Source organism: Pseudomonas sp. B611 (assembly GCF_055407965.1).
On record NZ_JBUZST010000022.1, the window covers coordinates 1 to 24,520 of the forward strand.

23 protein-coding genes and 4 tRNA genes are annotated in these 24,520 nt (G+C 59.9%); 12 read left to right on the forward strand and 15 right to left on the reverse strand.

The annotated features are described in order from the left end of the window. Positions 1 to 145: 145 nt before the first annotated feature. The 5 genes from gfa to grxB form a co-directional block, all read right to left on the reverse strand. On the reverse strand, positions 146 to 715 hold the full coding sequence (gene gfa, locus ACZRMO_RS26920) for an S-(hydroxymethyl)glutathione synthase (protein WP_200656218.1): 570 nt from the start codon (positions 713 to 715) through the stop codon (positions 146 to 148). A 67-nt stretch (positions 716 to 782) separates the two neighbouring features. Next, a complete protein-coding gene (locus ACZRMO_RS26925; RefSeq protein ID WP_200656217.1) occupies positions 783 to 1,892 on the reverse strand; it encodes an S-(hydroxymethyl)glutathione dehydrogenase/class III alcohol dehydrogenase in 1,110 nt (369 codons plus the stop codon). Positions 1,893 to 1,957: 65 nt separating this feature from the next. Continuing rightward, positions 1,958 to 2,233 carry a formaldehyde-responsive transcriptional repressor FrmR gene (frmR, locus tag ACZRMO_RS26930; RefSeq protein WP_200656216.1) on the reverse strand — a complete coding sequence of 92 codons (276 nt, stop codon included), beginning with the start codon at positions 2,231 to 2,233 and terminating at the stop codon, positions 1,958 to 1,960. Between the two features lie 322 nt (positions 2,234 to 2,555). Continuing rightward, positions 2,556 to 2,957, reverse strand: a complete 402-nt coding sequence (locus tag ACZRMO_RS26935; protein ID WP_308936172.1) for a DoxX family protein — start codon at positions 2,955 to 2,957, stop codon at positions 2,556 to 2,558. A gap of 295 nt (positions 2,958 to 3,252) precedes the next feature. Then, complete coding sequence (gene grxB / locus ACZRMO_RS26940) at positions 3,253 to 3,897, reverse strand: glutaredoxin 2 (RefSeq protein ID WP_200656214.1); 645 nt, start codon at positions 3,895 to 3,897, stop codon at positions 3,253 to 3,255. A 294-nt stretch (positions 3,898 to 4,191) separates the two neighbouring features. On the opposite strand from grxB, the gene ACZRMO_RS26945 reads away from it, so the two are divergent. The 5 genes from ACZRMO_RS26945 (at position 4,192) to ACZRMO_RS26965 (ending at position 5,945) form a co-directional block, all read left to right on the forward strand. After that, positions 4,192 to 5,085, forward strand: coding sequence for a LysR family transcriptional regulator (locus ACZRMO_RS26945; protein WP_308936171.1), 894 nt, complete (start codon positions 4,192 to 4,194; stop codon positions 5,083 to 5,085). A gap of 446 nt (positions 5,086 to 5,531) precedes the next feature. Beyond that, a tRNA-Glu gene (locus ACZRMO_RS26950) sits at positions 5,532 to 5,607 on the forward strand. 4 nt (positions 5,608 to 5,611) lie between these two features. After that, a tRNA-Gly gene (locus ACZRMO_RS26955) sits at positions 5,612 to 5,687 on the forward strand. Positions 5,688 to 5,790: 103 nt separating this feature from the next. Beyond that, positions 5,791 to 5,866: transfer RNA gene (locus ACZRMO_RS26960), tRNA-Glu, on the forward strand. A gap of 3 nt (positions 5,867 to 5,869) precedes the next feature. Beyond that, a tRNA-Gly gene (locus ACZRMO_RS26965) sits at positions 5,870 to 5,945 on the forward strand. A 171-nt stretch (positions 5,946 to 6,116) separates the two neighbouring features. Here ACZRMO_RS26965 and ACZRMO_RS26970 read toward each other — a convergent pair. The 7 genes from ACZRMO_RS26970 to ACZRMO_RS27000 form a co-directional block, all read right to left on the reverse strand. After that, positions 6,117 to 7,856 carry a dipeptidase gene (locus tag ACZRMO_RS26970; protein WP_463974864.1) on the reverse strand — a complete coding sequence of 580 codons (1,740 nt, stop codon included), beginning with the start codon at positions 7,854 to 7,856 and terminating at the stop codon, positions 6,117 to 6,119. Positions 7,857 to 8,016: 160 nt separating this feature from the next. Next, positions 8,017 to 8,490, reverse strand: coding sequence for a hypothetical protein (locus ACZRMO_RS26975; protein ID WP_463974865.1), 474 nt, complete (start codon positions 8,488 to 8,490; stop codon positions 8,017 to 8,019). 86 nt (positions 8,491 to 8,576) lie between these two features. Continuing rightward, positions 8,577 to 9,794 (reverse strand): phospholipase D-like domain-containing protein, encoded by a 1,218-nt coding sequence (locus tag ACZRMO_RS26980; RefSeq protein WP_463974866.1) that lies wholly within the window; start codon positions 9,792 to 9,794, stop codon positions 8,577 to 8,579. Between the two features lie 51 nt (positions 9,795 to 9,845). After that, positions 9,846 to 10,493 carry a MotA/TolQ/ExbB proton channel family protein gene (locus tag ACZRMO_RS26985; RefSeq protein WP_463974867.1) on the reverse strand — a complete coding sequence of 216 codons (648 nt, stop codon included), beginning with the start codon at positions 10,491 to 10,493 and terminating at the stop codon, positions 9,846 to 9,848. A 17-nt stretch (positions 10,494 to 10,510) separates the two neighbouring features. Continuing rightward, a complete protein-coding gene (locus ACZRMO_RS26990) occupies positions 10,511 to 12,790 on the reverse strand; it encodes a TonB-dependent receptor (RefSeq protein ID WP_463974868.1) in 2,280 nt (759 codons plus the stop codon). Positions 12,791 to 12,814: 24 nt separating this feature from the next. Beyond that, the gene (locus tag ACZRMO_RS26995; protein WP_463974869.1) at positions 12,815 to 13,543 is read right to left on the reverse strand and encodes an energy transducer TonB family protein; all 729 of its coding nucleotides are present in this window, start codon (positions 13,541 to 13,543) and stop codon (positions 12,815 to 12,817) included. A 2-nt stretch (positions 13,544 to 13,545) separates the two neighbouring features. Then, complete coding sequence (locus ACZRMO_RS27000) at positions 13,546 to 13,953, reverse strand: ExbD/TolR family protein (RefSeq protein ID WP_017737210.1); 408 nt, start codon at positions 13,951 to 13,953, stop codon at positions 13,546 to 13,548. Between the two features lie 190 nt (positions 13,954 to 14,143). Here ACZRMO_RS27000 and ACZRMO_RS27005 point away from each other — a divergent pair, with 190 nt between their 5' ends. Further along, complete coding sequence (locus ACZRMO_RS27005) at positions 14,144 to 14,698, forward strand: GNAT family N-acetyltransferase (RefSeq protein ID WP_463974870.1); 555 nt, start codon at positions 14,144 to 14,146, stop codon at positions 14,696 to 14,698. Continuing rightward, positions 14,695 to 16,269, forward strand: coding sequence for an alkaline phosphatase D family protein (locus tag ACZRMO_RS27010; protein ID WP_463974871.1), 1,575 nt, complete (start codon positions 14,695 to 14,697; stop codon positions 16,267 to 16,269). Before ACZRMO_RS27005 ends, ACZRMO_RS27010 begins: the two co-directional genes overlap by 4 nt. Positions 16,270 to 16,433: 164 nt before the next feature. Here the strand turns inward: ACZRMO_RS27010 and ACZRMO_RS27015 are convergent, their stop codons facing one another. After that, a complete protein-coding gene (locus tag ACZRMO_RS27015) occupies positions 16,434 to 17,060 on the reverse strand; it encodes an alanyl-tRNA editing protein (RefSeq protein WP_463974872.1) in 627 nt (208 codons plus the stop codon). Positions 17,061 to 17,149: 89 nt separating this feature from the next. Here ACZRMO_RS27015 and ACZRMO_RS27020 point away from each other — a divergent pair, with 89 nt between their 5' ends. After that, on the forward strand, positions 17,150 to 18,082 hold the full coding sequence (locus ACZRMO_RS27020; RefSeq protein WP_463974873.1) for a LysR family transcriptional regulator: 933 nt from the start codon (positions 17,150 to 17,152) through the stop codon (positions 18,080 to 18,082). A gap of 169 nt (positions 18,083 to 18,251) precedes the next feature. On the opposite strand, the gene ACZRMO_RS27025 is transcribed toward ACZRMO_RS27020, so the two are convergent. Continuing rightward, entirely contained in the window at positions 18,252 to 18,659 is a 408-nt protein-coding gene (locus ACZRMO_RS27025) for a PA2817 family protein (protein WP_017737215.1), read from the reverse strand. 75 nt (positions 18,660 to 18,734) lie between these two features. After that, the gene (locus ACZRMO_RS27030; protein WP_463974874.1) at positions 18,735 to 21,182 is read right to left on the reverse strand and encodes an acyl-CoA dehydrogenase; all 2,448 of its coding nucleotides are present in this window, start codon (positions 21,180 to 21,182) and stop codon (positions 18,735 to 18,737) included. Between the two features lie 158 nt (positions 21,183 to 21,340). On the opposite strand from ACZRMO_RS27030, the gene ACZRMO_RS27035 reads away from it, so the two are divergent. The 4 genes from ACZRMO_RS27035 to ACZRMO_RS27050 all read left to right on the forward strand — a co-directional run bounded on the left by ACZRMO_RS27035 (position 21,341) and on the right by ACZRMO_RS27050 (position 24,504). Next, positions 21,341 to 22,000, forward strand: coding sequence for a transglutaminase-like domain-containing protein (locus ACZRMO_RS27035; protein ID WP_463974875.1), 660 nt, complete (start codon positions 21,341 to 21,343; stop codon positions 21,998 to 22,000). Between the two features lie 43 nt (positions 22,001 to 22,043). Next, positions 22,044 to 22,661, forward strand: a complete 618-nt coding sequence (locus ACZRMO_RS27040; RefSeq protein ID WP_017737218.1) for a glutathione S-transferase family protein — start codon at positions 22,044 to 22,046, stop codon at positions 22,659 to 22,661. A 134-nt stretch (positions 22,662 to 22,795) separates the two neighbouring features. Next, positions 22,796 to 23,728 (forward strand): ABC transporter ATP-binding protein, encoded by a 933-nt coding sequence (locus tag ACZRMO_RS27045; protein ID WP_017737219.1) that lies wholly within the window; start codon positions 22,796 to 22,798, stop codon positions 23,726 to 23,728. Beyond that, on the forward strand, positions 23,725 to 24,504 hold the full coding sequence (locus ACZRMO_RS27050) for an ABC transporter permease (RefSeq protein ID WP_017737220.1): 780 nt from the start codon (positions 23,725 to 23,727) through the stop codon (positions 24,502 to 24,504). Before ACZRMO_RS27045 ends, ACZRMO_RS27050 begins: the two co-directional genes overlap by 4 nt. The last annotated feature ends 16 nt before the right edge of the window (positions 24,505 to 24,520 follow it).

Below are 24,520 nucleotides of genomic sequence, written 5' to 3' on the forward strand. Positions count from 1 at the left end.
GGGTCTGCTTACGTTTGCCGGCGTACTCAGCATCGGCGAAGGACATCTGTTTCATCGGGACTCAACCGTTCGATTCCTGTGAGGCGGGTATTTCACCAATTCTGGAAGCCTTTTTCAGAGTTTCCCTAACGGTATTGCTGCTCGGTCAGAGTACGCCGTTCTGCTTGGCGACGTGAGTTGCCAAGGCATCCATCAGTGCTGGAGACAGGCAATCATAGGTCGGCAGGCCGATGTCGCTGAAACGAGCCCGGATACCGTCCATCTCGGCCGGCGGGGTGCCTGTTTCAATGACAGACGACACGAATGCAGCAAAGCCAGGCGCGGCCCAACCGGTTTGTGGCGACAGTTCGGTGTGTACGAAATCCAGGCCGTGGAACGCATGGCCAGTGTTTTCGATGCGACCGTACAGGTGCGCGCCGCAGTCTTTGCACGCGTGACGCTGGATGGTGGCGCTTTCATCGACGATGGCCAGTTTGGCTGCGTTTGCAGTCACGCTGACTTTTTCCCGTGGAACGACCGCGATTACCGCGAATTTCGCGCCTTCAGGCTTCCAGCATTTGCTGCAACCGCATGCGTGATTGTGCAGGGTTTGAGCGTCAATCTTGACCTCAACCTTGTTGGTCGCGCACAAACACTGCAAGGTGCCACCAGCGAAATCGGCAGCGGCTGGCTTGATACCAGCGTCCAGCGAAGGATGCAGTTTTACATTGCTCATGTGTATCTCCGGAATTGCTCAGGGTTGATACGAAAAGCTCCCCGGGGCTCGCGCCCCGGGCAACCTGTCAGTATTTGATGACCGTACGGATGGATTTGCCTTCGTGCATCAGGTCGAACGCTTCGTTGATGCGTTCCAGCGGCATAGTATGGGTCACGAACGGAGCGAGTTCGATTTCGCCTTTCATCGAGTCTTCAACCATCTTCGGCAACTGGCTGCGGCCTTTGACGCCACCGAATGCCGAGCCTTTCCAGGTACGACCGGTAACCAGCTGGAATGGCCGAGTGGAGATTTCCTGACCGGCACCGGCGACGCCGATGACGATGGATTGCCCCCAGCCACGGTGTGCGCATTCGAGCGCCGCACGCATGACATGAACGTTACCGATGCATTCGAAGGAGTGGTCGACGCCCCAGCCGGTCATTTCAATGATCACTTGCTGAATCGGCTGCTCGTGATCTTTTGGGTTGATGCAATCGGTAGCGCCGAACTGGCGTGCCAGGTCAAACTTGGTCGGATTGGTGTCGATGGCGATGATGCGACCGGCCTTGGCCTGACGAGCACCTTGAATGGCAGCCAGACCGATGCCGCCCAGACCGAAAATGGCCACGGTGTCGCCCGGCTGGACTTTAGCGGTGTTATGCACTGCGCCGATGCCGGTGGTTACGCCACAGCCCAACAGGCAGACGTGTTCAGGGTTGGCGTCGGGGTTGATCTTGGCGACCGAAACTTCTGCGACCACGGTGTATTCGCTGAAGGTCGAGCAGCCCATGTAGTGATACAGCGGTTGGCCGTTGTAAGAAAAGCGGCTGGTGCCGTCGGGCATCACGCCTTTGCCCTGGGTCGCGCGCACGGCGGTACACAGGTTGGTTTTACCCGACTTGCAGAACAGGCACTCGCCGCATTCCGCGGTATACAGGGGGATGACGTGATCGCCAGGCTTGAGGCTGGTCACGCCTTCGCCGACTTCAACCACGATACCGGCGCCTTCATGGCCGAGTACGACAGGAAACAGGCCTTCAGGATCATCACCGGACAGAGTGAAGGCGTCTGTGTGGCATACCCCGGTATCGGTGATCTTGATCAGCACTTCACCTGCACGAGGGGGTGCTACGTCGATCTCAACAATCTGAAGCGGCTTACCCGCTTCAAAGGCAACGGCTGCACGAGATTTCATAAGGTCTTCTCCAAAGGGTAGTGCTCATTGAGATGGGTACCGCCATCGGCATGGGCCAATGACGGCTACTTCAGGTACGTGCGCACCAGAGAAATCACTTCATCGATCGAAGCCCGCTGGGCGTCTGTTGTGTTGACTAAGGTCGTGAACTCTTCCCTAAGATGGCTTTCCAGTACCCCGGCCATCAGTCCGTTTACGGCGCCTCTCATGGCGGCGATCTGCTGCAGCACCGGACCGCACCCGGCTCCTGCCTGGAGTGCTGATTCAAGAGCATCCAATTGCCCCCGAACTCGCCGGACTCTGGCCAGGACGCGTTTTTTCTCTTCAGGTGAATGTGGCATCGGAGTAATCCTAGTCAAGCCTCACAAGCTGTCTATGCGGGTACTGGTAGGGAGTATGTCTGGTACTGGTAGGGAGTATATCTAGGTACTGGCGGGGAGTATACCGGGTAGGGTGCTTCAATCTGCCACACCATGAGCTCGGCTAGTCAACGTCGAATGACTGTAGCCCCATGACAGCGCAAGCATCGGCAAGATTTTGTTACAGAACTTGTGCACTCGCACATTAAAAAACCCGGTTGAGGAAAGGGGAGCGGAGCGTTCAACCGGGTAGTAATGTGATGGGCTGGACGCGCTTTGGCGACCAGCGATTGCCTTTCCAGATTTAGGCTTTGCGGGCAGCCTTCAGAGCCAATGGCCCGTCACCAAGCAGTGCTACAACCAACGCAGTCACGCTGAGGTAAATGGGATATTCCCATCCGCCGTTCGCGTTGGTGAAGCTCCAGCCATTGCTGAAGTGCACGGTCGAAGCGACGAAGAGCTGTACGACCGCAATTGCGGCGACCCACCGGGCGTAAACACCTAATACCAACATCAGGCCACCTACCACTTCAAATGCCATGACTGGATAGGCAAGGAAACCCGGAAACCCTATGGACTCAAAAAATCCGGCGGTGCCAGCAGGGTTGAATACCAGGACCTTTGTCACGCCATGGGCAATAAACATAATGCCAAGTGCCAGGCGCATGACCAGTGCGGCGTAGGGGGCGGTGCGTGAGTCGATCATAGTGTTGTTTCCTTCTGTTTAATAAGCGTACTGGGTTGGGATGTGGCTATCTTATAGATCCTGAATTGGAGATAAATAAGCCTGAATGTGATTAATAGTTCCTATAATCGGGACAATCGCCGATTTTGCTTCAGTACCGGCGGTGATATCTGTAGTGCAAACCACGGCGAGACGTTGGGCCAGCCAAAACGCGAAGAGGGGCTGCAATCGTGGATTGCAGCCCCTCTTTTGATGTAAGTGCGGCGTTTCCTTTGGACCGCTCCCGGCCGGCGTGCCTGGCTTAGGTTCAATCCTTTTAGATCGCTATTGGATCGTGGAGGTTGATCCCGCTACGTTCCGACATTCGCACTCGATAAGCTTCTACAGCAGGCGGATAAATGATGCCCTGCACGATCGACATGCTCCGCAGAGTAGCAAACAGATGAATGTCGTCTTCTGACAGCTCGCCGTTAACGGCGTCGGGGGACTGGATCAGCGGCTCAAGCTCCAGCAAATGGCGGTTCAGCGACGCAATGTAATCGGGACTGGCTGCCAGATGAGCTTCGAAGCTACCGAGCATGCGCTCTTTGTTCCGGGTGAAATAAGCTCGCGCTGCAGGCGCAGAAAACTCCTCGAAATCCGACGTCGCCCAGCGTGGAATTGCCAGCGAATAAAGTGGGGCCGTCACGTCTTGGTTCCACTTTGCCAACCTCGAATTGCTCGGGCCGAACAGGCTCCGCGCGCCAGACATGCCATCGATATGCGCAACGATGTCCATGCTCTCGGCCAAGTATTGGTCACCGTCTTGGAGGATCGGCGCCATCTTCTTGCCAATCATACGGATGGGGGTGGCCTCATCGTCGTTCGCAAGAATGACGAGTTCGACAGCGATTTGCTTGAGCCCGAAAATCATGCGGGCTTTCACGCAGAAGGGGCAGTGATCGTAAACGAAGAGTTTCATGATTGTTGAGTTCCAAAGTTTGAGTGTGGCGGCCGAGCTTGGTGTTCGGCGTCCGCTTGAGTGGGCACCAAAAAAGGTGATCTCCGGTTTGCCGTCCATTAGGTGTTGGGCGTCGAGCTCGAAAGTACGAAAGTACGAAAGTACGAAAGTGTGGCTGGGTAAGAGGGTGGTCAAACGCCGCGCGGTCGCGATAGATTTCCATATTCCAAACAGAGGCGCCACTTTAGGCATCTCAGCGTTGAAAGAGAATGCCCGCTAGTGAGATCATTGCTTTCATAAATGAGAGGGTTGTCAATGGATCTCAACGCAGTTCAGATGCTGGTGGCGATCGTACAAGCGGGGAGTATGACGGCGGGCGCGGAGCGTTCAGGAGTGCCGCTGCCCACTATCAGTCGCAGAATTCGTGCGCTCGAGCGAGAACTTGAAGTCGAATTGCTCGAGCGATCAGCCAGGGGAGTGAAGCTGACCGAGGCTGGCGCGCGCCTCTTTGAGCACGCTAGCCGGGGTTTGGATATCGTGCAAGAAGGGCGAGACGCACTCGTCAGCGACCAGGCCCACGTCAAAGGCAAGTTGCGGCTTTCAGTGCCTCCATCGTTCTCCCCCTGGTGGCAGCTGATTTCGGACTTTCAGAAAGATCATCCCGACATCCGCGTGCATCTGCTTTCAACGGAGCGCCGCGTTCACACCGTTGAGGATGGGATAGACGTGGCACTTCGCGTCGGTCGGGTAGAGCACGAGGCTATGATCGCAAGGCATTTGCTCGATTATCGGCACGTTGTAGTCGCCAGCCCGCAGTTCGTTGCAACGTATGGGCGGCCGAACAGCCCGGAGGATCTGGGCAGGTTTCCTTGTGCGACTTGGAGCCTCGGCACGAATACAAGCGCGACTTGGCGTTTCCCAGGCCTGACGGTGGAGCCAAACGCGGTGCTCTCAACGAATGACAGCATGCATCTGCTCCACAGCGCGATGGCAGGCGAGGTCATCACCGAACTGCCCCCTTTTATCGTCAAGGAGGCTATTGAACGTGGACAACTGGTGCCACTGCTTTCAGCGTATCCATTACCAGAGTCCTCGTTGAACCTTCTCTATCCTGCGCATCGTCATCCTTCTGCCGTTGTTCGCACCTACTTGGAATACTGTCTCAATCGTATTCCCTGGCTAGAACATGCATGCTGCACGAGAACATAGTTCGGGAAAGTACTGTTCTGGGCTTGCAGGGTTGCTTCGTGCTTTGGCGTCTTGAGCGTGGTGTGCAAAACTGGACGGCGATACCTTTGGCTTTGGCAACGAGGGTATCCCGACTGAATGTGCGCGGTTACGCGACTCAATGGTTTTGGAGATGCCAGCGCTCCGACAGTTCCAAGCGCCTGTGAGGGTGCCAGATAGCGGTCAATAGAAGTTTTTTAGCGTGCGTGTTGACAACCCTTCGAAACCAGTCCAGAATTGCGTCCATTCCTGAGGCAGGAATGAGAAAAACTCTAAGTTAATCAAATGGTTAGCGATCGGATGTTGGTCTCGTTTCCCGCTCCAAATTTAAGCGGTGTTGCCCTCGGGTGGCACTGAGTGAAACCAGGGCATGATCTTCGGATCTAATCTCTGGACACTGAAATACACACCATGTATTTCAGTTGTGTGTCCCCTTCGTCTAGTGGCCTAGGACACCGCCCTTTCACGGCGGTAACAGGGGTTCGAGTCCCCTAGGGGACGCCATTTTGCGGGAATAGCTCAGTTGGTAGAGCACGACCTTGCCAAGGTCGGGGTCGCGAGTTCGAGTCTCGTTTCCCGCTCCAATTTAAGCAGTGTTGCCTTCGGGCGGCACTGAGTGAAACCAGGGCATGATCTTCGGATCTAACCTCTGGGCACTGGAATACACACCATGTGTTCCAGTAGCGTGTCCCCTTCGTCTAGTGGCCTAGGACACCGCCCTTTCACGGCGGTAACAGGGGTTCGAGTCCCCTAGGGGACGCCATTTGCGGGAATAGCTCAGTTGGTAGAGCACGACCTTGCCAAGGTCGGGGTCGCGAGTTCGAGTCTCGTTTCCCGCTCCATATTCAACAAAAACGCCGATCAGAGATGATCGGCGTTTTTGTTTGTGCGCGATTGATCGTTCCCACGCTCTGCGTGGGAGCGCCTCTTGGGACGCTCCGCGTCCCGCGTGACGCAGAGCGTCACCAGGAGCATTCCCACGCAGAGCGTGGGAACGATCTAGCCCATCAGGCTCAGAGCTTCGGCAACTGCCCCACGCGCCCCATCATTTCAGTGACGATCTGCAGGTCCAGCAGGAACTGGTCCACTGTCTTGAACTCGTTATCGGTGTGCCCGGTGTACTTCACTTCGGGCCGCGCCAGGCCGAATTGCACGCCATTGGGCAGTTCATGCACGGACGTCGCCCCGGCCGACGTACCGAATTTGTGCTCCATGCCCAGGTTTTCGCTGGCCACCGCCAACAGCGCCTTGACCCATTCGCCTTCCGGGTTGCGGTACATCGGCTCGGCCACCGAGTAGGTGAAGCCCACCTTGACCTTGGTTTGCTTGTCCCACGCACTCAGCTTGTCGGCAATTTCCTTTTTCAGTGTCTCTGGGGATTTGCCCTTCGGCACGCGCAGGTTCACAGCCAGCTTGAACGCCTTGTCATCCAGGCCGACAAAAGTCAGCGAGGTGGTCAGCGGGCCCATGAAGTCGTCAGCGAACCCTACGCCCAACTTGCCGCCCAGGTAATCCAGGCCCCAGTTGTCGGACGCATACCGTGCGGCGTCGGTGATGTGGTTGTGCTTGAGGGCGATCTTGCCATCGACGCTATGGATCAGCTCCAACATGCGCGCCACCGGGTTGATGCCGGACTCAGGCTCGGACGAGTGCGCCGAAACCCCGGTTACCGTCAGCTTGACCTCTTTGCCGACCACCTTGGCCGTCACCTCGAAGTCGCCGCCGTTGTTCTTGGCATACTCGGCACCGGCTTTTTGCAGGCTGGCTGCGAGTTCGGCGGGTTTGTCGCTGACCAGGGTCGCCACCGAGGCCGACGGAATCTGGTTGGTGGCCATGCCGCCGGTCATTGCGATGATTTCCGCGCCTTTGCCTTCGCCTTTGCGGCGCGGGAACGTGGCCATCACGGTGCCGTAGCCCTTCTCGGCGATCACCACCGGGTAGCCGCCGTCCAGCGCCAGGTTGTACTGCGGTGTCGGGTTGTGTTCGAAGTAATAGGGAATCGCGTCGCCGGACGTTTCCTCGGTGGTGTCCACCAACAGCTTGAACGTGCGCGCCAGCGGTAGTTTCTCTTCCTTGATCACCTTCATCGCGTACATGGCCACGACGATGCCGTTCTTGTCATCCTCGGTGCCGCGGCCGTACATGCGGTCGCCGATCAGCGTGACCTTGAACGGATCGAGCTTGGTGCCATCCTTGAGCACCCAGTTTTCCGGCGTGACCGGCACCACGTCGGCGTGGGCATGAATGCCGACCACTTCATCGCTGGCGCCTTCCAGGGAAATTTCATACACACGGTTGTCGACGTTGCGGAAGTTCAGGTTGAAGGCTTTGGCCAGGTCCTGGATCTTCGCGGCGATCTTGAGGAATTCCGGGTTTTTGTACTGCGGCAGGCCGTCGATATTGAAGGTGGGGATTTCCACCAGCTCGCGCAGGGTCTCGGTGGCGGCCTTGCCGTATTTCACTCGTGTGTAGATGCCCAGCAGTCGATTGATTTCGTTCTGCTGGTCGGCGCTCAGGGTTTTATTGTCGAGAAAGGCGCTGATCGCCGGGCCCACATCGGCGGTTTTGCCCAGGTCGCCCTTGGCCAGGGTGCCGAGGAAACCACGGAAATCAGTGACGGAGGTTTCGTTGAAACTCTTCAGAATCGCCGTGCTTTGCTCGACGGTGATGTTGGCGAAGGCGGGGGTGGCGATGGCCGCGAGGCTGGCTGCGAACAGGGTTGCAGCCGCCAGTTGCTTGAGTGGGAAGTGCATTGTTGGAGCATTCCTTGGCAGGTAGTGAGTAAGAGGTTTCTGACCAGAGTGTCAGAAACATTTCCACACACTACCACTGCAAAGGAGAGGGCGGGAGACCCGGGCCAGGGAAATTTCCTGCTTCGGTATGCAACCACTATGCGTTTAGACGCGACGACTTTTACGGTAGATGGCTAACCAAATGCAGGGTTTGGGTGAATGTTCCATCAGGGTTGGGCTCGGAGGTCATTTCGCCGGTAAAACCGGCATATTTTCCCGTGCTGCCGATGACGGCGACTGTGGATTTACCCGCTTCAAGCTCCTGCCCGCCTACGACAATGGTGCCTGTGACGGTTTTATCGGGGCCGACGAACAGCAGTGTCCATTGGCATTGGCTGTGTACCCCCGGTAGGGTGGTGACGCAGTAGCCACTGTTGCTGCCGATGTCTTTGCGGTCCTGGTCCATCAAGGGTTGATCGAATACAAAAAGGTCGCCTTGGGAGGGGCCCGCAGGGCCGATATCGACTCCATTTTTGAGGCCGCGCGTACCGTCGGCGAGGGTGACGAGGGTCAGTGTTTGCACGTTGTTAACGCAGGCGCTCAGAGGGATAAGCAACAGCAGTATGCAAGAAAGGCGAAAGGAGGCGGTTTTCATGGTGGTGCTCTCATGTGAGTGACCTGAACGCGCAGCACCGCTAAAGCTGCGCCCAGAGAGTGGAAGGCTAGCAAGCGAACGACATTTTACAAGGTGCCTGGGTGCGGGGCTGGATAGTCGGCTGTCACCTCCAGCGCTTTGGCGTAAGGCCCATCCCACAACTGCTCATGCAGTTGCCCTACACGCTTGGCCATCGCTTCATTGCGCATCACCACCTCCAGGTTGCGCGAATTATCCAGGTAGCCGCCCAGCCAATTGCTGGTGCCAATCCAGGCCACTTGCCCGTCGATCTCCATGGTTTTGCTGTGGATCACCCGCGCGTAGGGAATAAAACCTCGCTTGGCTTGCGGCAGGGTGACGATCTTGACTTGTACGTTGGGCAGCACTGCCAGGCTCTTGAGGTAGGGCAGTTCCAACTTGTCGGTGTTCCAGTTGGACACCATCAGCTTGATCGACACACCCCGTGCAGCTGCTGCACGGATGGCGTTGTCGATGACCGCGTAGTACGGACGGGTGCGGTCGGGTCCGTAGGACAGCGGTGCGTAGTCCAGCAGTTGTACGCGCACTTCGTGTTTCGCTTCGCCCAGCAGGCGCGGCAGTTCCAGCTGTGAATCGCCGACGCCGGGCGGGTTGTAGCGTTGCGGGCTGGCTACCAGGTAATTACCGGTGCGCGGCGGCTCTTTACCTGCGACGGGCAGCGGCGCTGGTTGGTTGTCGGCCAGCGCCGCCTGGGCTTGCCAGTCCTGGTCGAAGATCGCCTGCACTTGGCCCACCACCGCGGTATCGCTGATGCGCAGCCCGGTTTCGTGGATATGTTCGAGGGAGCGCCAGTCGAAATTCTGGCTACCGACAAACGCCTGCTTGCCGTCCACCACCAGGTATTTGGCGTGGATGATTCCGCCGCTCAATTGGCCGTAGGCCAGCACGCGGAAGGACAGGTTGGGTATCGCGCGCAAGCGTTCCAGCGTGGAAGCCTCCGACAACTTCAGGCCTTTTTCTTCGAGCAGGAAGCGAATCTTCACACCGCGTTTGCCGGCCGCTTCCAAGTGTTCGATGACAGTGTCCATCACCGACCCGGGATGGTCGGCGGCGTAGAACTGGCCGATATCAATGCTGCTCTTGGCGCCGTCGAACAGTTCGATCCACACCGGGCCGGGCTGGCGCAAATCGTCGGTGCCGAGGGCGGTGTCCACCGGCACGGTGTGCACCAGTTCAAACCCCGCAATTGAAAAGTCCGCCTGGGCCAGCGGACTGAGGAGCAAGCCGGCGAGGCCTGCGATGCGCAATTTCAAGGAGATGGGCATAGGTCTTCCTACCAGGAAAAAAGCGGGCGCATTGCGCGCCCGCTCAAACGATCATGCAGTGCGGCTGTGCAGCGGCGTAGGCACCAGGTGCGGTACTTCGTTCTGCACGCGGGCACCGGTGGCGGCGCGGATCAGCAGGATTTTCAGCTGGTCGTTGATGCGCTCCAGGCTGTCCTGGAAGAAGTTGTGGAACACCACGCAGAACAGCGCGATGGCGATCCCCAGACCGGTCGCAAACAGCGCCGTCCCGATACCACCGGAAATCTGCCCTGGGTCGGACACACCGGCCGAAGCCAGCGCCTTGAACGTGTCGATAATGCCGAGGATGGTCCCCAGCAGGCCCAACAGCGGCGCGGCGGTGGTGATGGTCTCGATGATCCACAGGCTGCGGGCCAATGGCGCGCGTGTCGTCAGGTACTGGGTTTCAATGACGTCATCCAGGTCCTTGCGTGAGCCGTGGCTGGCCTTTTGTGCCAGTACCGGCAGCACCATGCTCAACGGCAGGCTGTCGCGACGGGTCAGGCTTTCCGGCAAGTCGCGCTCGCTGTGCACGTTGGCGCCGAGCACCTCGGTCAACGCGCGGGCCTGGCGGCGCACATAGGCGAAGTAAAGACCACGCTCGATGGCGATAAAGATGGCAATGGCCATCGCGGCGTACATCACATAGAAGGTGATGTCGTGGAGCACATTCATGTCCATGTTCCGTTACCTCGCTGTTAGAAATTGGCTTCCAGGGAAACCGTCACGGTGCGTTCCAGGCCAACGATGTAGGCCGGGTCGCCGTCGCGGAAACCGCTGTAGCTGGCGGCGTTGGTCTTGGTGGTGTACACGCCATCCAGGTACTTCTTGTCGAACAGGTTGTCGACGTTCAGGCGCAGGGTCGCGTCCTTGACCACCTTCTTGTCCACCGGCAGGTAGATACCGGCGCCGGCGTTGAACACGGTGCGCCCGGAGATGGCTTCGTCGTTGGTCAGGTCGCCGTAGAGCTTGCTGGTGTACTTGCCGCCGAAGGTGCCGTAGAAGCGCCCGTCGTCGTAGCCGATGTTGGCGGCCAGCATGTTTTTCGGCACGTTGGCGAACTGCTTGCCGCTAGTGGGCAACACGATGGCCTTGCCGGCGTTGTAGACGGTCAGGTCATCCTGCTGCTCGGCCTTGGTGTAGGTGTAGGAGGTGTAGTAGTTGAAGTGATTGGGCAGCAGGCCGCTCCACTCCAGTTCCAGGCCGCTGTTGTTGACGGAGCCGGCGTTGATGTCGGCGAAGTCGCCGTTGATGTCTTTGGACGAGACCTGGCGATCCTTGAACTGCATGTAGAACAAGGTGGCGGCCACGGTCATGTCATCACCGGTGAAGCGCCAGCCCAACTCGTGGTTCCAGCTGGTTTCCGGCTTGGAGTTGATCGAGTCCAGGCCCTTGTCGTACAGCACGTAGTTCTGTGGGATACGCATGTTGCGCGACAGGCTGTAGAACAATTGGTCCTGCTCATCCAACTGGTACTTGAGGCCGACGTTGGGCAGCAGTTTGTTGTAGGTCTGGTTACGTTTTTCCGCCTGCTCGGTGAGGCTGCCGTGGTTGGTGCCGTCACGCTTGACGTTCATGTAGGCGAGGCCTGCGACCAGGGTCCAGTCCGGGTTGATGTACCAGGTGTCCTGGGCCCAGACCTTCTGCGCCGGGGTCACGGTGAAGCGGTCGCGACCTTGCACGGTGTTGCCGTTGGCATCGACCACCGAATCGGCGTCGGGCCAGGTGTCGGTGGGCTTGCCGCTGTTTTTCAGGGCAATGAACGGCTGGGTCTGGCTTTGGCGTGCGCGCTCATACCAGTAGCCGAATTGCAGGCTGTGTTCGCCCAGGTCCCAGTTCAGCTTGGTGGTGATACCCGGGCGCCAGGTCTGGGTGCGCGAAGGGCGGTAGTACACGCCGGTGGTGGAGGAACCGTCGGCGTTGTATTGCGCGGCGGTCGGCAGGTTGCTCAGGTCGAACACGCCGCCGGCATTGGAGCCACGGTTGAGCGCATAGCTGGAGGAACCGACGCCGCTGCCGTTGCCCCAGTAGTAATACGGGATCACCGACAGGGCCAGGTTGTCGGCCAGCTTGAACTGGGTGTTGAGCACGCCGGTAAAGGTCTGGAACGGGTTCTGCGCCAGTGCGTAATAGCTGTTGAGCTTACCGTTGCTGCCCACGGTCGGCGTGGCCGGGTAGGGGTCGTACTTGCGGCCGTTCTGCTGGTACTGGGCCTTGGTCAGCTGGCTGTAACTGTTGTTGTCCTGCTCGTGGTACTTGAGGATCAGGTTGGCGGTGTTGCCGTTACCGGCGTCGAAGAAGCTGTTCCACTCCACCTTGTCGGCGCGCACCGCGCCCGAACCGCGCCACATCTGGCCTTCGGTGTGGGACGCCGACAGCCAGTTGCTCAGGCCGTTGATCTCGCCGGTGTTGAGCCGGGCGAAGGTCTTGCGCGTGGCGTTGCTGCCCATGACCTGTTTGACGAACGCCCCGGTTTCCTTGGTCGGGCGTATGGTCACGATGCCGATGTTGCCGCCGCTGGAACCGATATGCGGGCCGTCGGCTTCTGCCGAGCCCTGGGTGACGAAGATCTGGTCGATGTTTTCCGGGTCGCCCAGCAGGTTGGAATACAGCGCGTAGTTGCCCGAGTCGTTGATCGGCATGCCGTCCACCGACATGCCCACCTGGTCGGAGTTGAGCCCGCGCATGGTGAAGCGGAAACCGGACAGGCCGGTGTTGTCTTCGCTGGAGATATTCAAACCCGGGGTGTACTTGAGCTTGTCCACGGCGTTACCGGTGGCGCTCTGTTTATCCAGCGCCTCCTTGGTCACCGTGGAGCGGCCCTTGATGCTTTCTTCCTGCACCATATAGCCGCCACCTGCCGTGGCCTTGCCCTGTACGCCGATAGTGCCGACGTCGCTGCCGCTGGTGTCGGCCATGGCCATGCCGTGGCCCATGCTTGCGGCAACGAGTGCCAGATGAATCCGTGTGAACCTCATCAGTGTCGTCCTGGTGTCGGGTGCTTATTGCACGCTGTAGTTGAAGGTGGCGGTGAAGCGATGCTCATTGCTCCCCCCGAACGCTTGCTCGGGGAACGGTTTGACTTGCTTGATGCGACGCAAGCTGTTGGCGGCGGCCCGGTTGAGCAACATGCTCGAGGCCTGGGTCTGCACACCGGAGTCGAGAACCCGACCCTGGCGATCAACCAGCAGCCACACCACCACCTCGCCGGTCGGGCGTTCGAGGGACGCCTGGCGACCGGTGGGGTACTGCTTGTAGCTGTCCAACTCGTTGCGCAAACCCTTGAGGTAACCGCCTTCCAGGGCCTGGCCATCGACCTTCGGCGGCGCGGGTGGAGCCGGTGTCGGCGCGACCTGGGCCACGGCGGCGGGTGCCGGTTTGGTGGCCACCGGTGGCGGGGTTGGGGTCGGCGTGGGTGTTGGCTTGGCGACCACGGGCTTGGGCACCGGCTTGGGCTTGGGCTCAGGTTTTGGCAGCGGTTTGGGCGGTGGCGGTGGCGGGGCCGGTGCGGCCTCTTCGTCCTCGATCACCGGCGGTGGCGGCTCTTGTTCCACCACTGGCTCCGGGACCACTTCCGGCTCCGGCTCGACCAAGGCCAGCTCGACCGCCGACTCGTCATACACCGGCTCGACCTTCAAGGTTTGCGACTGGATACCCATCGCAATCAGCACCAGGGCGATCACGGCCGGGACACTGCCCAGCAACTGACGTGCACGAAACAGGACGTACATGATCAGGACTTACGCGTGGCAATGGACACGGAGGTAAAGCCACCCAGGCGCAGGGTGTCCATCACTTCCACCAGGCGTGAAACCTCCACGCCTTTGTCGCTGTTGACGATGATCGTCGACTTGGTATCGGGCTTTTCTGCGGCCTTCAACGCCGGCACCAAGGCCTCGACGGTGAGGTCCTTGCCGTCCAGTTGCAGTTGGCCCGCCAAACCCAACGTCAGGATGAATTTGTTCTGTGGCTTGAGCTGCTGCGAACTGCTGGCGCTGGGCAATTGGGTCTTCATGCCGAGGGCCGGAATCACGTTCAGGCTCACGAGTACGAAAAACACCAGGAGGAACATCATCACGTCGATCATCGGGATCAATTCGATGTGCGCCTTGCGTTTTTTCGGTTCGTCCCAGGTTCTCATTCCGCTACCCCGTTATTGAATTAGGGGCGACACGCTAACAACCAAAAATGACCGATTGGTTAACTTTAATTGACGTTTTGAGGGCTCTAGGACAGGTCTTACGGACGACTCTGTAGTCATTTTTACGACGTAACAGAATTGAAATCCAGCAGGGGCATTCTCAGAAACTTTACATCGAGGGCCCTGAGGAATGAGTAGCGAATTGCCACACCTGTCCACCCCGCGCCTGCTATTGCGCGGCCTGGAAACACACCAGGCCGAGACCCTGTCGACGCTCGCCAACGGGCCGAAAATCGCCGACAACACGGCCAATATTCCGTCGCCCTATACCCTGGAAACGGCACACACCTTTATCGACAACATGGCCGCGAAATATCGTGCGGGCGATTTACTCAGCCTGGGCATGCATGTAGTCGAAACGGGTGAATTGGTCGGCATCGTCAGCTTGCGACTCAACGCGCGACACCGTTACGGGCACCTCGGCGGTTGGGTGGCGGCGCACTGTCGCAACATGGGCTATGGCGCCGAGGCGGCGCGGGCGGTGATGGATTTTGGCTTCGCTGAATTGGGTTTGCAGCGGGTCGGCAGCCAATGCTTTGGCCGCAACAAAGAGTCGGCGCGGGTGATGGAGAAAATCGGCCTGCGCTTTGAGGGTTGCATGCGCGACGCGTTTCTCAAGAACGGAGTGTTCGAGGACTTGCTCGGCTTTGCCGTGGTGCGTGAGGACTGGGAGCGTCCCTCGTGAGCGGTGCCGTGGACCATGACCGCCGCCGGATATTGACCGGGCTGGCGGTGGGCTCGGCGTTTGCGATCCTCAGCCCGTTTGCGCGCAGTGCCGGGGTGGATTATCCGTTCACCCTCGGCGTTGCCAGCGGCGATCCACTGCCGGATGGCTTTGTGATCTGGACGCGGCTGGCGCCGTTATTCAACGCTGCCGATGGCCGTGGTGGCTTGAGCCGTGCGGTGCCGGTGCGTTGGCGGGTGGCCAGCGATGCGGCGATGACACGCATCGTACGCCAGGGCGAGGTGATGGCCGGCCCACGGTTTGCCCACTCGGTACATGTTGAAGTCGCGGGGCTGGAGGCGGGGCGACCGTATTGGTATCAGTTCGATGGCCTTGGCGCGCAGAGCCCGGTGGGGCAGGCCCGTACGGCGCCGCCGTTGCATGCCAGTGTGGCGGCGCGGGTGGGGTTTGTGTCGTGCTCGCATTGGGAGCGCGGATATTTCAGCGCCTATCGCCACCTTGCCGCCGAGCAGCCGGACCTGGTGTTTTTTCTCGGTGACTATATCTACGACAGTTCCTACGCGCCGTCGTCGGGCAAAGTCATTCGCTCCCATGGCAGTGGCAACGCGGTAAGCCTCAGCGATTACCGTAACCGCTATGCCCTGTACAAGACTGACCCAGACTTGCAGGCCTTGCACGCTGCGGCCCCCAGCGTCGCGACCTGGGATGATCATGAAGTGCAGAATGACTACGCCAACCAATGGTCCCAGGACCCGAAGATCCCGGTGGCGCAGTTTCTCCTCCAGCGCGCAGCGGCTTATCAGGCCTATTACGAACATATGCCGCTACGGGCCAGCAGCCTGCCTAAAGGTCCGGACATGCGCATCTACCGGCGCCTGGACTACGGCCAACTGGCGCGTTTCCATGTGCTTGACGGCCGCCAGTACCGTTCCGAGCAACCGTGCATTCCGGCCAATGGCAGCCATCAAGGGCACATTGCGACCAATCTCTGCCATGACTTGCGCGACCCCGGTCGCACCATGCTCGGCTGGCAGCAAGAGGCCTGGCTGGATCAGGGTTTTGCGCAGTCGCAGGCGCAGTGGAACGTGATCGCCCAGGATTTGCTGGTAGCGCCGCTGATCCAGCGTGACCTGACTGACCATAAACCCGGACGTTGGACCGATGGCTGGGACGGCTACATGGCCAACCGGGCGCGGATGCTCACGTCCATCCAGCGTAATCGGGTCAAGAACCCGGTGTTCTGGGGCGGGGATATTCATTCGTTCTGGGTCACGGACCTGCACGCAGATGGCAACAACCCTGACTCGCCGATTGTCGCGACGGAGTTTGTCGGCACGTCGGTGACCTCGGATGGGCCGCCCTTTGATGCGTTCAGCAAACTGCTGCCGCTCAACCCTCATGTGAAGTTTTTCGACAGCCGCCAACGTGGGTATGTGTCGGTGCAGATCGCGCCGGACAAGATGCTGACGAACTTGCGCGTGATCACCGATCCGCGCGACCCGACGGCCACGGTGGCGACGCTCAAGTCGTTTGTGGTGGAGTCGGGGCGGGCGGGGGCGATTGCCATGTAAAAAGAATAGAACCCAACTGTGGCGAGGGAGCTTGCTCCCGTTGGGCCGCGAAGCGGCCCCAGCTCTTTGGTTAAACGGCTGGGACTGCTGCGCAGTCCAACGGGAGCAAGCTCCCTCGCCACAGGGTTGGTGCTTTGTCGCAGGATTAGTGTTTACCTTGGGCGCTACGCAATCTCGTAGCGCACCGACAACGTGCCCTTTTTCTCCGACAGGGCCAGGATTGTCACCTGGCCCAGCTCGCCCAAGACCTGGACGTGTGTGCCACCGCAGGCGTAGGCCGGCAACTCGCCGAAGCCGACTTCGCGGGTGCCGTCTTCCAGGTTCATGTGACGTGGGTAGTCCGCTGCGATCCATTGGTTGATCTGCTGTTGGATCGCGTCGGCGTCCATGTCTTGCGCCGCTTCGCCACGGATAAAACTGATCTTGCCTTCGCCCGGCCAGTGATGGGCCTTGATCGGCATCCAACCCAGTTGTTCGCCGGCGTTGCCGATCAAGTGGCCGGCGGAATGCAGGCGGGTGTGCAGGGCGCGGCGTTGCGCGTCGACGCGCGCGGTAATCGGGCCCAATGCTACGGGTCGATCGACGTAGTGGACTACGCGGTCGGGCTCCTGGGTGACGCGCACTACTTGGCTTTCGCCGAGCCAGCCGGTGTCGAAAGGCTGGCCGCCGCCCTGGGGGTGGAAAATTGTCGATTGCAAGGTCACCGCGAACTGCTCTTCGTGGGGCGTGCAGGCCAGCACTTCGAGTTCAGCGGTCAGGTGGTCATGGGTGAAAAACAGGCGCTCGGTCATTCTCTACATCCGCATCAGGGTTCTGCGCTCAGTATAAATAGTGCGCGGATGGGTGATAATCCGCTCAATTATCAATGGACCTGTGCGTCATGAGCATCAATCTTCCTTTGCCTCTGCTGGGCGAAATGGCGATTTTCGTCAAAGTGGTGGAAACCGGCAGCTTCTCCGAAGCCGCGCGGCAGATGGGCGTTTCACCGTCGTCGGTGAGCCGCAGCATTTCCCATCTGGAAAAGGCCCTGGCCACCCGTTTGCTGCAACGCACGACGCGCAAGTTGCGCTTGAGCGAAGGCGGCGAAGAGGTGTTCAAGCGTTGCCAGGACATGGTCAACTCGGCGCGTGCGGTGATGGAGATCAGCGGCCAATTCACCCATGAAGCCGAAGGCCGGGTGCGCGTCAGCGTGCCCAAGGCGGTGGGGCGGTTTGTGATACACCCGCATATGCCGGAGTTCTTGCGGCGCTATCCCAAGGTGGATGTGCAGTTGATCCTGGAGGATCGGCCGGTGGACTTGATCGACGACAACCTCGACCTGATCCTGCGCATCTCCGAAAGCCCGCCATCGGGGTTGGTGGGGCGGCCGTTGTTTCCCATCGAGCACCTGTTGTGCGCCACGCCGCAGTACCTGGCCGAACACGGCACGCCGCAACACCCCCATGATTTGCTCGAACACAGTTGCATCTATCTGGGGGAAACACCGGCGGATGCACGCTGGAAGTTTCGCCAGGCCGGCAAGACGGTGACGGTCGGGGTGCGCGGGCGTTATGCGGCGAACCATACCGGGGTGCGTTTGGACGCGGTGTTGCAGCATGTGGGGATTGGCAGCCTGCCGTACTTTACGGCGCGCCATGATCTGGAGGCGGGGAGGGTGGTGCAGGTGTTGGCGCAGTGGGATTTTATTGCGTCGTATCACGGTGAGGTGTGGTTGCTGCATTCACCGACGCGGTATCTGCCGCCGAAGGTGCGGGTGTTTATTGATTATCTGGTGGAGTGCATGGCGCGAGAGCCAACACTACGCCAGCGGTAGTACTGGGCGCTGGCTTCTGTGGGAGCAGGACTTACTGTGGGAGCTGGCTTTTCTGTGGGAGCTGGCTTGCCTGCGATGCAGACAACTCGGTCTGTCAGTAGTACCGAGGTGATGCTATCGCAGGCAAGCCAGCTCCCACAGGAAAGCAGGTTTTGCGGTGTGCTGGGGATCAGTGCTTGCTCTGGTCCACCGGCATGGCCAGCAGCTGCTTTTCCTGGTTCCAGTCGAACGGTTCGTCGTTCTGCTCGGCTTCGAAGCGACGCTCTTCCAGGGCCTGGTACATGTCCAGTTCTTCATCGGGCATGAAGTGCAGGCAGTCACCGCCGAAGAACCACAGCAGGTCGCGCGGCACCAGGTGGGCAATTTGTGGGTAGCGCAGGATGACCTGGCTCATCAGGTCCTGGCCCAGGTACTGGCTTTCGATCGGGTCGATGGGCAGCAGGGCGCGCAGTTCGTCGAAGCGCTCCAGGAACAAGGTATGGCTTTCCTCGGGCACCTGTTCGGCTTCGCCGACGGCAACCAGGATGCTGCGCAGGTGGTCGAGCAAGACGAGATGATCGGCAACGACGTTGGACACGAGATAAGTCCTCTAAAGCAAAAACGGGCGCGAGAGTATATAGCTCTCGCGCCCGTTTTTATATGACCGCCGAGATCAGCGGACTTTACCCTCAGCCTGCGTCAGCTCTTCCTTGCTGAAATCATCCACGTCGATCACCTTGCGCCGCGCCGCTTCGGCGTCACGCAGGGTTTGCGCTTCGACCGGTTGAAGCACGCCAGCCTCCAGCGCCGCGTCGATGGCATGCTCGCCAGCGGCCGGTTTGACCTGGCCACTCTTGAGCGCGGTGTGCAGTTTTTTCTGCAATGGATGGCTGGCGCCGAGCAGGTCGTAGGCCTGTTGCAGGGCGCCTACCGGATCGTCCGCCGATTGTGGGCGGTAGCAGCCGGCGAGCAGTTCCTCCAGGGTCGGGTCGCCTTTGGCCCGGCCAAGCACTGCCGCGACTTCGGCATCCAGCGCATCCGATGGCCCGGTGTGGCGGCGGCCAAACGGAAACACGATCACCCGCAGCAGGCAACCAAGCACCTTGTTCGGGAAGTTGCTCAACAGTTCATCCAAGGCGCGCTCCGATTCACCCAGGCTTTCTTCCATGGCCCAGGTGAACAGCGGTTCCAGATGGTCCGGTGAATCCAGGTCGTGGTAACGCTTGAGCGCCGCCGAGGCGAGGTACAGGTGGCTGAGTACATCACCGAGGCGCGCCGACAGGCGTTCGCGGCGTTTCAATTCGCCACCGAGCAACATCATGCTCAGGTCGGCGAGCAGGGCAAAGGCAGCGGCCTGGCGGTTCAGCGCGCGGAAGTAACCCTGGCTCAAGCGGTTGCCCGGAGCCTTCTCGAAGTGGCCCACGCCGAGGTTCAGCACCAGGGTGCTGGCGGCGTTGCTCACGGCAAAACCGATGTGTTGCATCAGCAGGCCGTCGAACTCCTTGAGTGCCTGGTCGTGGTCTTCACGGCCGGCCAGGGCCATTTCCTTGAGGACGAACGGGTGGCAGCGGATCGCGCCCTGGCCAAAGATCATCAGGTTGCGCGAGAGGATGTTCGCGCCTTCGACGGTGATGAAGATCGGCGCACCCTGCCAGCTGCGGCCCAGGTAGTTGTTCGGGCCCATGATGATGCCCTTGCCGCCGTGCACGTCCATGGCGTGGCTGATGCACTCGCGGCCGCGTTCGGTGAGGTGGTACTTGAGGATCGCCGACAACACCGAGGGTTTTTCCCCGAGGTCTACCGCGTTGGCGGTGAGCATGCGCGCGCTGTCCATCAGCCAGGCGTTGCCGCCGATACGCGCGAGGGCTTCCTGGATACCTTCGAAGGCGGACAGCGGGACGTTGAATTGTTCGCGCACCTGGGCGTATTGGCCGGTCACCAGGCTGGTGAACTTGGCCGCACCAGTGCCCACCGCAGGCAGGGAGATCGAACGGCCTACGGACAGGCAGTTCATCAACATCATCCAGCCCTTGCCGAGCATTTCCTGGCCGCCAATCAGGAATTCCAGGGGGATGAACACATCCTTGCCGGAGTTGGGGCCGTTCATGAAGGCGGCGCCGAGGGGCAGATGGCGACGGCCGATGTCCACGCCAGGCGTATCCGTAGGAATCAGCGCCAGGCTGATGCCCAGGTCTTCCTCGTCACCCAGCAGATGGTCCGGGTCGTGGGCCTTGAAGGCCAGGCCCAACAGGGTCGCGACCGGGCCAAGGGTGATGTAGCGTTTTTCCCAGTTCAGGCGCAGGCCGAGGGTTTCCTTGCCTTCCCATTCACCTTTGCAAATGATCCCGGTGTCGGGCATCGCGCCGGCGTCGGAGCCGGCCAGCGGGCCGGTGAGGGCGAAGCAGGGGATGTCATCGCCGCGGGCCAGGCGTGGCAGGTAATGGTTGCGTTGTTCATCGGTGCCGTAGTGCAGCAGCAATTCGGCCGGGCCGAGGGAGTTGGGCACCATCACGGTGGACGCCAGGTCGCCGCTGCGTGTGGCGAGTTTCATCGCGACCTGGGAGTGGGCATAGGCGGAAAACCCCTTGCCGCCGTATTCCTTGGGAATGATCAGGGCGAAGAAACCGTGGGTCTTGATGTGTTCCCAGGCGGCGGGCGGCAGGTCCATGGCCTGGCCGATATCCCAGTCGCTGACCATGGCGCAGAGTTCTTCGGTGGGGCCATCGATGAACGCCTGTTCCTCTGCGGTCAGTTGGACCTTGGGGTAGGCCAGCAACTTGTCCCAGTCGGGGCGGCCGCTGAACAGTTCGCCGTCCCACCACACCGTGCCGGCATCAATGGCATCGCGCTCGGTCTCGGACATCGGCGGCAGGACTTTCTGGAACCAGCTGAACAGCGGTTTGGTGAAGTATTGGCGGCGCAGGTCGGGCAGCAGCAAGGGCGCCGCGACGGCGGCCAGCAACACCCAGAAGATCAGCAGCAACCATCCTGGCGCGTGACTCCACACCCCCATCGCCAGCAGGTAGACGGCAACGACGCCCAGGGCAGGCAAGGGCGCGGTGCGACGGTGTGCCAGGTAGGCAATGCCAGCGACCAGAACCAGTATCCACAACAACAGCATATTCAATCCTCCGTGAAACCAGGGGCGAAACCACCCTGGAGCTTAGTCGGCATCCGAACAAGCGGGGTGATAGGGGTGTTACGAGATTTGGCCGATTCGTCGTTATCGCTCGGGCAGGCCTGTCGTTAGACTCCAGGCTTCCTTCGGAGATAACGCTCATGGATACGTACCTGAGTCCCAGCCGCTTCATCGATAGTGACCACCCTGCGGTGGTGGAGTTCGCCGAAAAACATCGCGGTACCCGTGCGGATTTAAATGACCAGGCAGTCAGTCTTTATTACGCCGTGCGTGAGGCGATTCGCTACAACCCCTACACCTTCAGCCGTGACCCCGACACCCTGAGCGCCAGCTTCGCCCTGGCCGCCGGCGAAAGCTATTGCGTGCCCAAGGCCACCTTGCTCGCCGCTTGCGCCCGCCACTGCGGCATCCCAGCGCGCATCGGCCTGGCGGATGTGCGCAATCACCTGTCCACGCCACGCCTGCTCGCACTGCTTAAAAGCGATGTGTTCGCCATGCATGGCTACACCGAGCTGTTCCTGCATGGGCGTTGGGTCAAGGCCACCCCGGCGTTCAATCAACAGCTGTGTGATGTGTTCGATGTGCCAGCGCTGGATTTCGATGGGGTCAACGACAGCGTCTTCCACGCGTTCAATCGTCAGGGGCAGCGCTCGATGGAGTACGTGGTGGATCACGGGCAATTTCCTGACGTGCCCGAGGCATTTTTCTTTGAGCATATCCGCACCTGTTACCCGCACCTGTTCAGCGAAGACAGTCCGCCCTTGCTCGGTGATATGCAGACCGATTTAAGCCGTGCGTGAACCGGCGTATGCTGCTGCGCTCACCACACAATAAGGCACGGTCATGCTGAAGATCTGGGGTCGTAAAAACTCATCAAACGTCAGGAAAGCACTGTGGTGCGCCGAAGAACTCGGCCTGGACTACGAGGCCATCGACGCGGGCGGCGCGTTTGGTGTGGTCGATACGCCGCAGTACCGCGCGTTGAACCCCAACGGTCGGGTGCCGATGATTGAAGACGGCGACTTTGTGTTGTGGGAATCCAACACCATCGTGCGTTATCTCTGCGCCAAGCAGGCGTCCAGTTGGTACCCGACTGACCTGAAAGCCCGGGCCAGCGCGGAAAAATGGATGGACTGGACCACTTCCACCCTCGCCGAACCGTTCAAGGCCGTGTTCTGGGGCATCCTGCGCACCCCTGCGGAAAAACAGAACTGGGACAGCATCCACGCCGGGCGCCAAGCCTGCATCGATGCACTCGCCACTGTGGACAAAGCCCTCGCCGAACAGCCGTATCTGTCGGGCAACGAGATCGGCATGGGCGATATCCCCCTGGGCTGTTTTGCCTACGCCTGGTTCGAAATGCCCATCGAACGCCCTGCAATGCCCCATCTAGAGGCCTGGTACCAACGCCTGCAACAACGCCCGGCCTACCGCAAAGCGGTCATGACCGCGTTGACTTAATACTGACTATTAATACAGGTGACTGTACTTGTGCGGCGCGGGCAGCCACCATGGCTGTCATGCGCCGTCGTTGAACTTCGTGGCGTGCGCCTTCATCTATTCTTCCTATTTCCTTCTTTGGTGCGTATTCCGATATGAGTTCCGCTCTGTCCATCCGGCAGCTAACCAAAACCTACGGCAACGGTTTCCAGGCCCTGAGTGGTATCGATCTGGACGTTGCCGAAGGTGACTTCTTCGCCTTGCTCGGCCCCAACGGTGCCGGCAAATCCACCACCATCGGTATCCTCTCGACCCTGGTCAACAAGACCAGCGGCACGGTGAATATCTTCGGGCATGATCTGGACAAATCCCCGGCAGCGCTCAAGCGCTCCATCGGCGTGGTGCCCCAGGAATTCAACTTCAACCAGTTCGAAAAGACCTTCGATATTGTCGTGACCCAGGCCGGTTACTACGGCATCCCGGCGAAGATCGCCAAGGAACGCGCCGAGCAATACCTGACCCAACTGGGCCTGTGGGACAAGCGCGATGTGCCGTCCCGTTCGCTGTCCGGTGGCATGAAGCGGCGCTTGATGATCGCCCGCGCGCTGGTGCACGAGCCGCGCCTGCTGATCCTCGATGAGCCCACCGCAGGCGTGGATATCGAACTGCGTCGCTCGATGTGGACCTTCCTCACCGAGCTGAACGAGAAGGGCATCACCATCATCCTCACCACCCATTACCTGGAAGAGGCTGAGCAACTGTGTCGCAATATCGGCATCATCGACCACGGCACCATCGTCGAGAACACCAGCATGCGTAACCTGCTGGGCCAGTTGCATGTGGAAACCTTCCTGCTCGACTTGAAGAACAATCTGTCGGCGCCGCCGCAATTGCTCGGCTACCCGAGCCGCCTGGTGGACAGCCACACGCTGGAAGTACAAGTGGACAAAGCCATGGGCATCACCGCGCTGTTCACCCAGTTGGCGACGCAGAACATCGAAGTGCTGAGCCTGCGTAATAAAACCAATCGCCTTGAGGAGTTGTTCGTGTCCCTGGTGGAGAAAAATCTGGCGAAGGTGGCGGTATGAGTTCCGAACTGCAACCCAACCTCGTCGCGCTGCAAACCATCATCTATCGCGAAGTGAAGCGTTTTACCCGGATCTGGCCGCAAACCCTGCTGCCGCCGGCGATCACCATGGTCTTGTACTTCGTGATCTTCGGTAACCTGATCGGCCGGCAGATCGGCGACATGGGTGGCTTCACCTACATGGAGTACATCGTGCCGGGCCTGATCATGATGTCGGTGATCACCAACGCGTACGGCAACGTGGTGTCGAGTTTCTTCGGCAGCAAGTTCCAGCGTTCGATTGAAGAACTGATGGTCTCGCCGGTATCGCCGCACACCATCCTGATCGGCTACACCGTGGGCGGCGTGCTGCGCGGCTTGATGGTCGGGGTGATCGTGACGTTGCTGTCGCTGTTCTTCACCCACCTGCAGGTGCATCACCTCGGGGTCACCATTCTGGTGGTGGTGCTGACGGCGACGATCTTCTCGCTGCTGGGGTTTATCAACGCCGTGTTTGCACGCAACTTCGATGACATCTCGATCATCCCGACCTTCGTGCTGACGCCGCTGACCTACCTGGGCGGGGTGTTCTACTCCATCACGCTGTTGCCGCCGTTCTGGCAGACCGTGTCGCTGGCCAACCCGGTGTTGCACATGGTCAACGCGTTCCGCTACGGCATTTTGGGTGTGTCGGATATCAAGATCAGCGTGGCGATTACCTTCATGCTGGTGGCGACGGTGGTGCTGTATATCGGTTGCGCGAAGCTGCTGGTGAGTGGGCGTGGGATGCGTACCTGATCCACTGACCGGATGG